Annotated in this window: 11 protein-coding genes; 3 read left to right on the top strand and 8 right to left on the bottom strand. The window is 68.6% G+C overall.

Translation table 11 applies throughout. The features are described 5' to 3' along the window. Window positions 1–45: 45 nt before the first annotated feature. The gene (locus D7V88_RS13725) at window positions 46–2,571 is read right to left on the bottom strand and encodes an efflux RND transporter permease subunit (RefSeq protein WP_208726272.1); all 2,526 of its coding nucleotides are present in this window, start codon (window positions 2,569–2,571) and stop codon (window positions 46–48) included. Between the two features lie 418 nt (window positions 2,572–2,989). On the opposite strand from D7V88_RS13725, the gene D7V88_RS13720 reads away from it, so the two are divergent. After that, window positions 2,990–5,476, top strand: coding sequence for an efflux RND transporter permease subunit (locus D7V88_RS13720; protein ID WP_120541088.1), 2,487 nt, complete (start codon window positions 2,990–2,992; stop codon window positions 5,474–5,476). 144 nt (window positions 5,477–5,620) lie between these two features. Next, window positions 5,621–6,199, top strand: a complete 579-nt coding sequence (locus tag D7V88_RS13715) for a hypothetical protein (RefSeq protein WP_147448721.1) — start codon at window positions 5,621–5,623, stop codon at window positions 6,197–6,199. A 9-nt stretch (window positions 6,200–6,208) separates the two neighbouring features. On the opposite strand, the gene D7V88_RS13710 is transcribed toward D7V88_RS13715, so the two are convergent. The 6 genes from D7V88_RS13710 to D7V88_RS13685 form a co-directional block, all read right to left on the bottom strand. Continuing rightward, a complete protein-coding gene (locus D7V88_RS13710) occupies window positions 6,209–6,790 on the bottom strand; it encodes a protein-tyrosine phosphatase family protein (protein ID WP_120541086.1) in 582 nt (193 codons plus the stop codon). A 17-nt stretch (window positions 6,791–6,807) separates the two neighbouring features. Then, a complete protein-coding gene (locus D7V88_RS13705) occupies window positions 6,808–7,803 on the bottom strand; it encodes a hypothetical protein (protein WP_120541085.1) in 996 nt (331 codons plus the stop codon). Next, complete coding sequence (locus D7V88_RS13700) at window positions 7,793–9,037, bottom strand: GtrA family protein (RefSeq protein WP_120541084.1); 1,245 nt, start codon at window positions 9,035–9,037, stop codon at window positions 7,793–7,795. Before D7V88_RS13700 ends, D7V88_RS13705 begins: the two co-directional genes overlap by 11 nt. Then, window positions 9,030–9,968: a phosphatase PAP2 family protein gene (locus D7V88_RS13695; RefSeq protein ID WP_120541083.1), complete on the bottom strand. Its 939-nt coding sequence runs from the start codon at window positions 9,966–9,968 to the stop codon at window positions 9,030–9,032. Before D7V88_RS13695 ends, D7V88_RS13700 begins: the two co-directional genes overlap by 8 nt. Then, complete coding sequence (locus D7V88_RS13690) at window positions 9,946–11,280, bottom strand: inositol-3-phosphate synthase (RefSeq protein ID WP_120541082.1); 1,335 nt, start codon at window positions 11,278–11,280, stop codon at window positions 9,946–9,948. The genes D7V88_RS13695 and D7V88_RS13690 overlap by 23 nt, the downstream gene beginning before the upstream one ends. A 413-nt stretch (window positions 11,281–11,693) precedes the next feature. After that, window positions 11,694–12,218 (bottom strand): pyridoxamine 5'-phosphate oxidase family protein, encoded by a 525-nt coding sequence (locus D7V88_RS13685; RefSeq protein ID WP_120541081.1) that lies wholly within the window; start codon window positions 12,216–12,218, stop codon window positions 11,694–11,696. A gap of 152 nt (window positions 12,219–12,370) precedes the next feature. On the opposite strand from D7V88_RS13685, the gene D7V88_RS13680 reads away from it, so the two are divergent. Continuing rightward, window positions 12,371–12,871, top strand: coding sequence for a P-loop NTPase family protein (locus tag D7V88_RS13680; protein WP_120541080.1), 501 nt, complete (start codon window positions 12,371–12,373; stop codon window positions 12,869–12,871). 13 nt (window positions 12,872–12,884) lie between these two features. Here D7V88_RS13680 and D7V88_RS13675 read toward each other — a convergent pair. Further along, window positions 12,885–13,819: aldo/keto reductase (locus D7V88_RS13675; protein WP_244238131.1), on the bottom strand; the 935-nt coding region annotated here is incomplete at its 5' end.

The raw sequence follows: 13,819 nt of genomic DNA, 5'->3' as shown, positions 1-13,819 counted from the left end.
CCGCTCCTTTGCGCGTGCGCGGCCGGGCGGACGACGCCTCGGCCATCAACTGGCGGGCGTGGTCCGGTGAGGACCCTGCCCATCATCCACGAGGTGCTCACCCCGCGGGCGTGGCGGAACCGCACGGCGGCGCCGCTTGCGTTCGGAGAGCACCAGCAGCAGGGCCGGGAAGGTCACCAGCATGACGAGCAGGTTCATGCCGAAGCCCAGGTTGGCCAGGGCGCCAATCGAGTTCAGGCCCGGGTGGTCCGCGAGGAACAGCGCGCCAAAGCCCACCGCGCTCGTGAGCAGGCCGCCACAGATGGCCTTGCCCGTCTCCGAGTACACCCGCACGAAGTCGCTCCCCGGTGACGCCAGCCGGGTGATGAGGTGCACGCCCGCGTCCACCGTCGTCCCAATCAGCACCGGGATGACGAGGATGTTCAGGTAGTTGAACTCCAGCTTCATGAGCGGCATCAACCCCAGCAGCGCGAACACCGACACCACGGTGGGCGTCAGGCACAGGAGCGCGGTGCGCAGTCCACCCAGTGTGATCCACATCGCGACCAACACCGCGAGCGTCGACCCCAGCAGGATGTACGGCGCTTCGTGTGACACCAAATCCAGGATGTCCGCGAGCACCAGCGACTCGCCAGCCACCACCGCGGGCCGTCCATCCGGCAGCATCACCCCGCGCACCTCCTTCGCCAGCTTGCGCATGGCCTGTCCGTCGGACTGGTCCACGGACGGATACACCACCACGAAGCCCGTGCCATTCTCCCCGCGTCCCTCGAACTGCTGGCGCACGCCCGCCGGCAGGTCCGCCACGGAGAACGGCGCGGCCCGCACCTGATGGCGCAGCTCCGTCAGCTCTTCGCGCTGCGGGGCGGTGAGCTGGCCCTCGGGCACGCGCTCCAACAGCTTCCCGATGTCCTTCAGGATGACCTGCTTGCGGGCCTGCTCTCCGGGCACCAGGCTTTCGAGCGACGCGACGAAGTCCACCTTGGAGTCCGCGCCCAGTTGCTGCTTGCGCGCCTGGATCTCCTTGACGACCACCGCCTCTTCCTCGCGGGAGTCGGTCAGCACCACCAGGGGCATCTGCGTGTAGCCGATGAGCTGGTTGACGGCGCGGTCCAGGACGAACGAAGGCAGGTTCTCATCCTCCAGCGACGACACCTTGTAGTCGAACCGCAGGCCCGGCATCTGCGTGAGCAGCCCCGCGACGATGAGCACGGACACCCCCGTGAGCAGCCCGCGGCGCCGCGTGATGATCTGGCCCAGCGGCGCCTCCTTCGTCTCGGTGGAGGTCCTTCGTGGACTCCAGCCGTGACGCGCCACGAGCCCCAGCACCGCCGGCAGCACCAGCACGTAGGCCAGGATGATCACCAGCATGCCCACGCCCGCGATGACGCCGAACTCGCGGAACGCCCGGAGGCCGGAGGTGCCCAGCACGAAGAACGTGAGCGCCGCCACCAGCGCTGACACCAGCGCCGCGCCGCCCGTGTGCGTGAAGGACTCGCGCGTGGCTTGTTCGGAAGCCATCCCCTCTCCGCGCAGGCTCAGGTACCGGCCCACCAGGTGGATGCCGTGCTCCACGCCCAGGCCGCCCAGGATGGCGCCCAGGAACGCGGTCAGGATGTTCACCTGGCCATACGCCACGCCCACCAGGCCATAAGTCCACGCGAGGCCCGCCCCCACGGGCGCCAGCACCATCCCCACCGCGAGCATGCTGCGAAAGTGCAGGAACAGGTACAGCAGCACCAGCACCCCGGCCACGGAGGAGGCCACCGCCACATCGCGGGTGATCTGCGACTGGAGATCCAACTTCTTCTGGAACGTGCCGGTGATCTCCGTGTGGAAGCCGGGCCCGTACTTCGACAGGTCCTGCTGCTTCACCACGCCCTGCACCTCGTCGACGATCTTCCGCGAGAACGTCAGGTCCGAGGATGACGTCTCGGGTTTGGCCAGCACCACCACGCGGCGCTCGGCGGGGTCCAGGTAGAATTCGCTCGGGTTGTTGGACAGGCGCGTCACCGCGTTGCCGCCGTACTTCTTCTCCAGGTCGGAGAAGTCCAAAGACGGGGCCGGGTCGTCCTCCAGCGACACGAAGAGCGGGTTGGCGTGCAGCCGCTCCCAGGTGAGGCGCGCCTCGATGCGCCGCTCCACCTCCTTCAAATCTTCTGGCGACAAAAAGTAGAGCGCATGGTCGCGGAAGAAGCGGCTGGGGCGGGTGATTTCCACGTACCGGATGCCCGGCAGGGCCTCCAGCTTGGGCGCCAGGTCTTGCGCGAACCGCTGGAGCTGTTCGGGGTCCGCGTCATCGCCGACCACCACCACCCACCCCAGGGCCCCGTAGCGCTCCTCCTGGGTCTTGATGGCCTGCACGCTCTTGAAGGAGTCGGGCAGCAGGTCCGCCAGGTTCGCGTTGAGGGTCAGGTTCCGGGCGCACAGCAGGCCCACGGCGCAGAGGACCAGGGCGCAGAGCAGGGCGATGAAGGGGCGGCGGTGGTTGTGAGCGGCGAGCGCACCCAGCGTGCGCTCCACCCGGTGCATCCACGAGCGTTCGGCGAACGAAGCAGGGTCCGAGGCCATCAGCGTGGGCGCCCGTGCCTGGAGTCCCGGCATCGGCCGGCCCGAGGTTGACGCGGCGGCATCCCCTCCATGGGGCGCCTGCTTCCTGGCAGGGCCCGTCCGAGCAAAAGCTGGCCATGCCACGGACCTCCGGCACGCCAGCGCGAGGGCCGGGCCCGCCCGGCCGCCCGAAACCTGGCGAGGAGCGGGACAGGTGACGCCCTGACGTGCGCGCCCGACGTACACGGGAGAGGTTGATCCACTGGCGGGCCGCCCGCCGGGGCTGCATACCTGCGTGTTTGTTTCAGCGGCACCTTCTTCCCGACGCGAGCATGCGGCCGGGAAGGCCCCCGGGACTGCGCCTGGACGCACGCGGGCTCGGGGCATATACGCGTGAGCGGCCCGGTTTGGCCGGGCTCACGATGAGGAAGTCACATCCATGAGCGAGATGCGTTGGTCCGAACGGTTCGAGGCGGCGATGGGCTCCCTGGCGGCCCGTGGCCACCGACGACCCTGGGTGGCGCTGTTCGTGACGCTGGTGCTGACGGGCCTGGGCATCTTCTTCGCGCGCGACCTGTCGCTCAACGCGGACCTGTCCAACCTGTTGCCCCGGTCGTTCCAGTCCGTGCAGGACCTGGAGAAGCTGCGCACGCGCTTTGGCGGCATGGGCAACGTGGTGGTGGCCGGCATCGGCGCGGAGCCGGAGCAGCTCAAGCAGTTCGTGGATGACATGGCGCCGAAGTTGGGAGGCCTGTCGGAGATCCGCTTCGTCAACTACCAGCGGCCCAGCCAGTTCTTCGACCAGCACGCGCTCTACTACGTGGACCTGCCGGACCTGAAGATCATCCAGGAGCGCATCGACGCGCGCTTCGCGTGGGAGAAGGAGCAGGCCAACCCGCTCTTCGTGCGGCTGGAGGAGGCTCCGCCCCCGTCGCTGGACTTCACCGACATCGAGCAGAAGTACACCGGGGGCGCCAACCAGCGCCTGTCGGGCCAGGGGGAGCTGTACTACCTGGATCCGCAGGAGCGCATGGTGGTGATGCTGCTCAAGGCGAAGGGCAGCTCCGCGGACCTGGGTTACTCCAAGAAGGTCATCGCGCAGGTGCAGGACTACCTGTCGAAGCAGGACCTGTCGAAGTACGGGCCCGGCTTCCGCACGGAAATCACCGGCACGTTCAAGAAGAAGATCGACCAGCAGGGCGTCATCACCGGCGACCTGGCGCGCGCGTCGTCGCTGGCCATCGTGTTGCTGCTGGCCTACCTGGCGTTCCACTTCCGCAGCGCGCTGTCGGTGGGGCTCACCATGGCCCCGGTGGCCGCGGGCCTGATGTGGACCTACGGCTTCGTGGGCGTGGCGTACGGGCAGGTGAACCTCTTGACGGGCTTCCTCGCCGCGGTGCTGGGAGGCCTGGGCGTGGAGCACGGCATCCACCTGCTGGGGCGCTGGAGCACGTTGCGCTCGGAGGGCATGACGTCGGAGGAGGCGGTGCGGGAGGCGTTCAGCCACACGGGCTTCTCCGCGCTCATCTCCGCGTTGGTGGCGGCGCTCACGTTCCTGAGCCTGTCGCTGTCGGAGTTCCGAGCGTTCCACGAGTTCGGCGTCATCGCGGCGGTGGGCATGCTGGTGAGCGTGGGGTCCTACCTGCTCATCCTCCCGGCGATGCTGGGGCTGGTGTCGAAGTGGGGCTGGACGCCGCGCCTGCACCAGGCGCAGTCGGGGCCCATGGCGGTGCTGGCGCGCTTCCTGCCGCGTCGCTACCGCGCGGTGTCGGTGGTGCTGGGCGTGGCGCTGGTGGCGCTCATCAGCCAGGCGTACGGGGTGACGTTCAACTACGACTCCACGAAGCTGGATGACGTGTCGTTGCCGAGCGTGCGGTTGGACCGGCGCATCGACCACATCCTCGGGTATTCGGCGACGCCGGTGGTGGTGTTGACGGACAAGGAGGGCCAGGAGCGCGAGGTGGTGAACCAGCTCCAGGCGCGCAAGCAGCAGTACGGCAAGGACTCCACCATCGACTTCGTGGGCGCGCTGGAGGACCTGGTGCCCCAGCAGCAGGCGGAGAAGCACGCGCTGCTCCAGTCCATCCACAAGAAGCTTTCGCGCATCGACCCGGAAAAGGTGGCCAAGGACACGCGGGAGAACCTGGTGCGCGCGGTGCGGATGACGCAGGCGGAGCCCTTCACGCGCGAGCAGCTTCCGGTGAGCCTGCGCCGCCAGTTCGAGCCTGCGGCCGGTCAGAAGGGCGGCGTGGTGCTGGTCTACGCGAACGTGAGCCTGTCGGACGGCGTGGGCACGCGGCGCTTCACCAAGGAGGTGCGCAACCTCCAGTTGTCGGACGGCAGCCAGGTGTCCGCGGCGGGCGAGGCGCTCATCCTGGCGGACATCCTGGACATGGTGGCGAAGGAGAGCCCGCGCATCCTGGTGGCCGCGGTGCTCAGCGTGTTCTTCGCGATGTGGATGACGCTGGGGAGCCTGCGCAACGCGCTCATCTGCATGCTGCCCACGCTGCTGTCCATCGCGGCGCTGGTGGGCCTGATGTCCATCCTGGGGTTGCAGTTCAACTACCTGAACATCGTGGTCATCCCGGTGCTGATTGGGACGACGGTGGACGCGGGTGTGCACCTCATCGAGCGGTTGGGTGAGCCGGGCGCGGACTTCGTCACGGTGTACGCGGAGACGGGGCGCGCCATCACGGGCGGTCTGCTCACGAGCGCGATTGGCTTCCTGGCGTTGGTGTTCGCCAAGCACCCGGGTCTGAACTCCATTGGCGACCTGGCCAACCTGGGCTTCGCGGTGAACATGGTCGTCGTGCTGGTGGGCTTCCCGGCGCTGCTCTTGCTGGTGGACCGCTGGCGCAACAAGCACGGCGCCACGCCGACCGCGCCGACGGGGGATGAAACCCAGCATCCCGCGCCGGAGAGCTGAAGCCCGCGAGGGACATGAAGCAGTGAAGAGGCCCCGGTGTCCGCACCGGGGCCTTTTTCATTGAGAGGGCCCGCCACCCTGTCGCGCGGGCGCGGAGCCACACGGGCGCGGGTACGGTGTTTGCTATGTCATGGGGCCATGTCCGTGACGCGTCCTCTCGCAGTGCTCCTCTCCCTCTGCTGCGCGAACGCGATGGCGGAGAAGCCCAAACCCATGGCCTCGGCGTGCGCGAGCGTGCCCCTGTTCCAGCGCTATGCCCGGATGGGCATGGTGGACACGTTGCCGGAGGGGCAGGTGCGTCTGTCGGTGGTGACGGATGCGCACAGCGCGGACTGCGGCACCCCGGACTGCTACTTCACGCGCGTGAAGGCCGTGTTCCATCTGTCCGCGAAGGGGGGCGAGTGCCGCGTGCGGGAGGTCGAGGTGTCGACGGAGGAGGGTGGCTGCATCCCGGAAGATCAGCGCTCACCACCCCGGCGTGAGTCCTACTTCGTGAAGGGCGCCGCGAACCTGGCGGATCCGAAGCTGACGAGGCTCACCCTGCGCACGCGCAAGGGCGACCGGGCGCTCATCATCCTTCCGGACAACCTCTTCTTCTTCGAGGACGTGAAGCCAGGCGCGACGCTCCACACGACGCTGCCGAGCGGAGACGCCGACGAGCCCGAGTGCTGCTGGGGCGCGTCCATCGCGACGTCGCACTTCCTGGAGGAGGGCGCGAAGTAGCCCGCGCCCCTACGCGGCCTTCTCCGGCACGCCCGTCCACGCGGCCACGAAGTCCGCGAGTCCCCGCAACTGCCGGTCGTTGAGCGTCGCCTGCCACCGCGCGTGGCGCACCGCCCGGTACGCGTCCGGCGCATCCCAGCCGCGCGCCACCATCACCGCCAGGCCCATCAGCGGCCCTCGGCCCACGCCGTGCTCGCAGTGCGCGTACAGCACGCCGCCCGAGTCCAGCCGGGGCAGCGCCCACCGCACGCCCTGCGACAACTGCTCCACCGACGGCGGGAAGCGGTCCGTCACCGGCAGGTGCAGAAGCTCGATGCCCAGCGCCGCCAGCGCCTCGCGGTCGTCACAGCGCTCCGCGCGCAAGTCGATGACCGCCGTGATGCCCCGGGCCTTCAGCTCGCCGTAGCGCGCACGGGACACGCCGCCGCCCACGTGCAGCCACTCGTTCACACGGGACACATTCAGGGCGCGCTTGCCGGGCAGCTTGGTGGTCCACTCCACCCCGCGCGCCACCACCCTCAACACCTGCTTGCGCACGAACCCACGGACGCCCGGGACGTGATGCACCGACCGAAGCAACGACTCGCTCACGGACCCTTCGCCTCCGGCTACTCGCCTTCCAGTGTGACTTCCATCAGGCCTTCGACCGGCGCCTTGCCCACGCGCTCCAGCACCGCGCGGTGCAGGTACGTCACCGGCGAGCCCACCATCGGCTTCACCAGTCCGCTCAGCACGCCCAGCGACTCCACCGGCGCGCTGCGCTGCAACAGGGCCTTGCTGCGCACCGTCAGCGCCGGCTTGCCCTCGCGGTCGGTGAACTCCGCCCGCCACGCGCTGCGCTCCTTCTCGCCCGTCCGCGCCAGCGTGAACGCCTCCAGGAGCTGGGCCTGGCCCTTGCCCTCCCAGACGTACACGGGCGCGTAGTCGCCCTCATGGCCCTCGCGCCCCAGCACCAGCGCGTGCTGCGGACCCTTGAGCGCGCGGAAGCGCACCCACCGCTTCGCCAGCTTCGCCGGCGCGATGGTGCTGCGCGAGTGGTCCGCATACCCGCCGCCCGCCAGCGACACCTCCGCCGCCTTGGGCACCTGGAGCGTCACCTTCACGGGGCTCGAAGCCAGCACCACCTCGTGGCGGTAGCGGTCCTTGCCCAGCTCGATGGTGGATCCGTCCGGCGACCACGGCTCCGGCTTCTTCGCGTACTCCAACGCCACCTTGCCGCCGTCCAGCGCTGCCTCCACGGACAGGCCGGCTTCCGTCACCCGCGCGCTGCACGTGCCCACCTTGAGGGTGTCGGTGGCCGCGTCGTAGCTCCAGTCCTTGCCGCCCACCCGCGTCTGCGGGGACCACACGGGCTTGCCCGGGCGCAGCACCGTGGCGCGGCAGATGCCCGTCTTGGACCCCGGGCCGATGTTCGTCACCGACAGGTTCACCGTCACGTAGGTGCCGTCGTCCGCGTCCGCGACGAAGGTGAAGCTCTCGCCGTACCGGTCGCTGGAGTTGTACGCCACCTCCAGCGCACCCGCCGCCGCCACCCCCGGCAGCAGCGTCAGCAGGGCCCCCAGTCGCAGGGCCCTCCCGACGCGCGAGCGCGAATCACGCCGCATGGGGCTCTTGCTCCAGGAGCGCGTCCGGGGACGTGTCGTTGAACACGTAGTCGCGCTGCAGGGGCAGGTTCCAGGCGAAGTAGATGACGCCGCGCACCAGCCACCAGCCCAGCGTGTACGCAAGCTGCGGGTGCAGCGTGAGCAGCGCCACGCCGCCCGCGTTGAGCAGCGCGCTGGAGCCGCTCACCAGCGTGTAGCGCGCAAGCTGCGGCGCCACCGCGCCGTGGCTGCGGAAGGTGATGACCCGGTTGATGGAGTAGTTCACCACGCCGCCCAGCACGCAGCCCACCACCGTCGCCAGCACCGGTGACAGCCCGGCCCACTCCACCATGGCCAGCACCGCGGCGAAGTCCACCGCCGTGGCGATGGCGCCCGCCGCCGCGTTGAAGCCGAACAGCGCCACGCCGGAGCGCGGCTGCACGGGACGCTTCGGGGCCAGCGCCTTCACCAGCGTGCGGAAGCGCGACACCGCCGTGACGTTGCTCAGGACGGCGACGAACACCAGGCCCACCACCGCCAGCCAGTGCATGGGGTGCTTCTCCGTCGGCCAGAACAGCGCCTCCAGGATGGGCGACAGCGCCGTGCCCACGCCCAGGAACAGCACCCGCTCCAGCCGCTGCATCGCGCCGTCACGCACGCTCACGCCCAGGCCTTCACCCTTGGCGCGCACGTACGGCACCAGCGACGAACCCAAGAGGGCCCCCAGCGCGGGCAGCAGCACCCAGGTGTCCCGGTAGTACCAGGCCAGACCCATCAGCATCGCGGAGTCCACGTAGCGATCCAACACGGAGTCCAGCGCCGCGCCCGCGGGGTTGGCCTCCTTGCGGGTGCGCGCCACCCGGCCGTCCATCACGTCCAGCACGCCCGCCATCAGAAAGAGCCAGCCGCCCAGCGCGAAGCGGCCCGCCGCCACCGCCACGCCGGAGGACACGCCCAACAGGCCCGACAACATGGACAGCGCGTTGGCCGGCAGCCCGGAGCGCAAGAGCAGCCGCCAGAGCGGCTGGATGACCCAGAAGAAGTAGTGGCGCAGGAAGAAGCCCACCAGCATCGACTTGCCGCGCGTCAGCGTCTCCGCGTCCCGGGGGATGCCCTTGATGGCGCACCGGATACAGAACAGCAGCAGTCCGCCGAGGAAATATGCGACCGCGAACAGCGCGGGCGCCAGCGCGGTCCAGATGCGCGCCGAGGGGGACAGGTCTCCACTCAGCAAGGCCAGGACGTTGTCATGCACGGGTGTTTCCTCCAGACGGCAGGGACACGGACGCCACCTCTGGCGACGCCTTGTCCCGACGAGCGAAGACGGCCCTCACGGCCACGAACGCCACGACCGCGGCGATACCGCCCGCCAGCACGTCGAGGATGTAGTGGTGCGTGAGGTAGACGGCGGAAAAGGCGACGAGCAGTGCGAACAAGATGGTGCCCACACGCCACGCGACGCCCTTGTACCAGAGGACCAGGACCATCATCAGCGGGTAGGCCGCGTGCAGCGACGGCATGGCCCCGAACACGTTCGGGTTTCGCGCGTAGAAGTTGGCGAAGTAGCTGATGCCGAAGAAGGCATCGAAGCGCGCCGTGCCCGCGGGGCTGGGCAGCGCCGCCAGGTTCGCCGGGCCGGGCCCGTACTTGAGCACGTACCAGGGTGGGGCCGCCGGGTAGAGCACGTAGATGACGACGCCAATGGCGTTCACCACGAAGAACGCCCAGCAGAGCGATTCGAAGCGGCGGTCCTGCTTGAAGAAGAAGTAGAGCAGCGCCGCGATGAAGACCTCGTAGAGGTAGGCCGCGTAGGCGAAGCCACACAAGAGGTCCAACGGGGTGTTGGGGTTGTTCCACCACCACTGGGGCCAGATCATGCCGCCCGGGGCGGGAAACAGCGCCTTCTCCAGGTCCCACAGGTCACCGGTGTGGATGGTGCCGCGCAGGCCCAGCCACAGCGCCTGGCTGTCCAGGATCATTCCGGTGAGCCACAGCGGGAACGCGCCCCGGAGGAACCGCCGCGGGCCGGCGCCGGCCCAGGCCAGCACCACCAGCAGCAGATCCGCCGCGACGTGTTCCCACCGGACGCGACCGGTGATGGCCACCAGTGCGAAGTGGCCCGTCGCCATCAAGGTGACGAGCCACTTGAACACGGTGTCGTTCTTATCGGGCGAGCGGGAGGTCATCCCCGTAGTAGTCAAGCCCGAGGTGGGTGATGGGCTCTTCGCCCGCGATGACGCGCAACGTGTTCTTCAGCTTCGTGAGCTGGATGAACAGGTCGTGCTCCACCGGGAGGCCCGGGTGGGCCATGGGGCTCTTGAAGTAGAAGGACATCCACTCCTGGATGCCCCGCCACTCCATCCGCTTGGCCAGGTCCAGGAACAGCGCGATGTCCAGGACGAGCGGCGCCGCCAGGATGGAGTCGCGGCAGAGGAAGTTGATCTTGATCTGCATCGGGTAGCCCAGCCACCCGACGATGTCGATGTTGTCCCAACCCTCCTTCGCGTCGCCGCGGGGCGGGTAGTAGTGGATCGACACCTTGTGCGAGTACTTGTTGTACAGCTCCGGGTACAGGTCCGGCTGCAGGATGGTGTCGAGCACGCTCGACTTCGTCACTTCCTTGGCCTTGAAGGCCTGGGGATCATCCAGCACCTCGCCGTCGCGGTTGCCCAGGATGTTGGTGGAGAACCACCCCTCCAGGCCCAGCATGCGCGCCTTGAGCGCCGGCGCGATGACGGTCTTCATCATCGTCTGGCCGCTCTTGAGGTCACGGCCCGCGATGGGCGCGCCCTCCAGCTTCGCCAGCTCCTGCAGCGCGGGCGTGTCCACGCTCGCGTTGGGGGTGGCGTTGGCGAACGGCACGCCTTCCTTGATGGCCGCGTAGGTGTACAGCGCCGTGGGGTTCACGTCGGTGCTGTTGGAGTCCAGCGCCTTCTCGAAGTTGGCCAGCGACTGGAACGCCTCCGGCAGGGGGCGGAAGGTCTCCACGCTGCTGCACACCACCATCACGGCGCGCTTGGCGTTGAGCTCCTTCTTGAAGTCGCGGATGTCCTGGCGGATGGCCTCGATGCTCTCGCGGTGCGTCTTCGTGGCCTTGATGTGGTTGGCCGCGATCCGGCGCACGAACTCCGGATCATGCACGCCCGGCTTGGGCTTGATGCCCTGGAGGAAGGGCTTCACCTGCTCCATGTGCTTGTCGCTGAGCACACCCGAGCGCTGCGCCACCTGATAGGCGTCCTCGCTGATGATGTCCCAGGCGCCGAAGACCACGTCGTCCAGCGTGGCGAGCGGCACCAGGTCCTTCAGCTTCACCGTCCGGCCGTCGGTGCGCTTGCCCAGACGGGCCGTGCCCATCTGCGTGAGCGAGCCAATGGGGGCGCCCTTGCCCTGCCGCGCAAGCTCCACACCCGCCATCAGGGTGGTGGACACCGCGCCGAGGCCCGGGATGAGCACCGCCAGCTTGCCCTCCGGCTTCGCGACCTTGTTCTTGTTCTCCATCGTCCTGATTCCTTCAAAAGGCGGGAAATCGCTCCGCCCCAATGAGCGTCTCCGAGGTCAGTCCCTCCAGCCGGCGCCGGCACACCGCCGGACGGAAGGTGGAAAATCTCGAAAGCGGATGGTTGATACTCTAAACCGTTCGTCACTTCAACGTGATGTGACGGCTGATCGGGCTCGTATCACGGCGGCGGCCGGGTGCATGACCCGGGCCGGCCTGCCTCCACAAGCCAGGACGAACGGCGCTGTCAGAGAAACAGCAACTGCGGGGCAAAAGTCTCGCCCACCTCGGCACGTTCCCTCTGTACGGGAGTGCCGGGTGGGCGGATGTGCCAAGGGTCTGGAACTGTCCTGACATCACTCACTCCCTGACACAGATGTCGGGATTTTGAGAAGTCAGGAGAAGTGGGCCGGCGCTAGTTGCGTCGGACAGGGGCGTTGCGGTCCAGCTTCTGGTTGTCGCCCGGGTGGTATTTTTCACCGGTGAGGACGGCCTTCACGAAGCCGACGAGCTGGACCATGCGGCTGTTGGGGGTGTCCCAGTATTCGGCCTTCTCCACGGAGACGCGCAGCAGGGCCATGTTCGGATCCTCCAGCCCCTGGGGGAACCAGGCCTTGAGGGCGGGGGTCCAGAGCTCCTTGGCCTTGGCCTTGTCGCGGATCAACTGGCAGCGTCCGCTGACGGACACGTAGCGGTCCTTGCCGGGGTCGGCATACGCGAGGCTGACGTGGTGGTCCTTCTCCACCTCATCCACCTTGTGGGTGTGGTCGTTGGTGAAGAACCACAGCTCGCCGTCGAAGTCCTTGTCGTAGGTCCACATCGGGCGGCTGCGAAGGCTGCCGTCGCTGTCCACGGTCGTCATCATCGCGACCTTGATGCCGTGGATGAGCTTGCCCAGATGCGCCACCACGTCCTGCGGATCCTTCTGTGTCGTTGTCATGCTCGCCTCCCTGGGGGCTCAAGGTAGGCAGGGGGTACCCGGCGGACACCGACGGCGCGGCTGGTCGGCGCCAGGGCAGGCGGGCGTGTGATAGGGGGCGTGGCGACGTCACCTTCCCTTCAGGGCCGGTGTGACGGCCAGGAGCGACACGGATGCTGAAGACCGCGTGGAACGAGTGGAGCCTGAAGGCGCTGCAGTTGGAGACGGCGCTCCTGGCGTTGGAGGAGATTGAATTGCCGGACGCGATGCACGCGCTCCAGGACGCCGCCCAGCAGAAGCTGCTGGAGCTGGCGCGGGCGTGGCAGAAGACGCAGCCGGCGAAGGAGCCCCGCACGTGGAAGCGCGAGGAGACGGCCGGCGGCACGCCTCGCGACGAGGAGCTGGCGGACCTGGTGAAGGGCTTCCGAGAGGACGGCAAGACGTGGACGCTCTTGCGGATGACCAGCGACAAGAAGGAAGTGGTGGAGACGCTGGTGTCCGAAGGGCGCGCCTGCATGGCGGCGGCCGGTGAGTACTACCTGGGCCAGTGGGACGCGGAGGAGCAGGTGCTGGAGGTGGGGCGCGACGACGAGGCCGGCGAGCCCGGCACCGGGCTGGTGCTGGAGCCGGGCGGGGAGCTGCACTACACGCCCTCGCCCGACCTGACGGCGTAGGGCGCCTTCTGCGTCAGGTGTCGAAGAGCTTCACCATCTTCGCGCGCGTCTTCTCATCCGGAAGCCGTCCCAGGCCCGCCTTCACGTTGTCCTCCAGGTGGGCGGGGTCGGAGGTGGCCGGGATGGGGCAGTTCACGGCGGGGTGGCCCAGGATGAACTTGAGGAAGAACTGGGCCCAGCTCGTGCAGTCGAAGTCCGCGGCCCAGGCGGGCAGGGGGCGGCCCTTCATCTTGCGGAAGAGGTTGCCCTTGTCGAAGGGCTCCATGACGAGCACGGCGACCCCGTGCTCCTTCGCGGCGGGCAACAGGCGCGCCTCCGCGTCTCGCATCGCGAGCGAATAGGGCAACTGCACGAAGTCCAGGGCGCTGTTCTTGATGTGGCGCTCCAGGTCGTCGAAGGCACCGCGCGCGTAGTGGGTGACGCCGAGGTAGCGGATCTTCTTCGCGGCCTTCAGCTCCCGCAGCACGGGCAGGTGGATGTCCACGTCGAGCAGGTTGTGCACCTGCATCAGGTCCATGCGGCCGTGGCCCATGCGCTGGAGGGAGGTCTGGATTTGAGCGGCGCCCTCGGCCTTGCCGCGCGTCCAGACCTTGGTGGCCAGAAAGGGCGTCTTCTCCTGGCCTGACTGCTTCAGCAGGTCGCCCACCACGGCCTCGGAGCGGCCGTACATGGGCGACGAGTCGATGAGGCGCGCACCGGAGGCGAAGAACTTCTGGAGGACCTGCGCCAGCGGGGTGCGTTCAGCGGGGGTGCCGCCCACGTCGAAGGTCTGCCAGGTGCCGAGGCCGATGACGGGCAGGGCCTCGCCCGAACTGGGGATGGGACGGGTGAGCATGCGGGAAGCCTGGGCGGTGGCGGGAGTCTGGGCGAGGGCTGCGAGGGAGGGCGTGAGCGCGGCGCCGAGCCCCGCCACGAGGACGTCTCGGCGGGTGGGGCCCGGTGGGGTGT

The sequence above is a fragment of the Corallococcus terminator genome, from assembly GCF_003611635.1.
Taxonomy (GTDB): domain Bacteria; phylum Myxococcota; class Myxococcia; order Myxococcales; family Myxococcaceae; genus Corallococcus; species Corallococcus terminator.
Note: the sequence above shows the minus strand (reverse complement) of the source record. Positions and strands in the feature narration are given on the sequence as shown.

Excerpts from the sequence above, each read along its gene's own strand:
- D7V88_RS13725 (WP_208726272.1), bottom strand. The coding sequence starts at position 2,571 with ATGGCCTCGGACCCTGCTTCGTTCGCCGAACGCTCGTGGATGCACCGG.
- D7V88_RS13720 (WP_120541088.1), top strand. The coding sequence starts at position 2,990 with ATGAGCGAGATGCGTTGGTCCGAACGGTTCGAGGCGGCGATGGGCTCC.
- D7V88_RS13705 (WP_120541085.1), bottom strand. The coding sequence starts at position 7,803 with ATGCGGCGTGATTCGCGCTCGCGCGTCGGGAGGGCCCTGCGACTGGGG.
- D7V88_RS13695 (WP_120541083.1), bottom strand. The coding sequence starts at position 9,968 with ATGACCTCCCGCTCGCCCGATAAGAACGACACCGTGTTCAAGTGGCTC.
- D7V88_RS13690 (WP_120541082.1), bottom strand. The coding sequence starts at position 11,280 with ATGGAGAACAAGAACAAGGTCGCGAAGCCGGAGGGCAAGCTGGCGGTG.
- D7V88_RS13685 (WP_120541081.1), bottom strand. The coding sequence starts at position 12,218 with ATGACAACGACACAGAAGGATCCGCAGGACGTGGTGGCGCATCTGGGC.
- D7V88_RS13680 (WP_120541080.1), top strand. The coding sequence starts at position 12,371 with ATGCTGAAGACCGCGTGGAACGAGTGGAGCCTGAAGGCGCTGCAGTTG.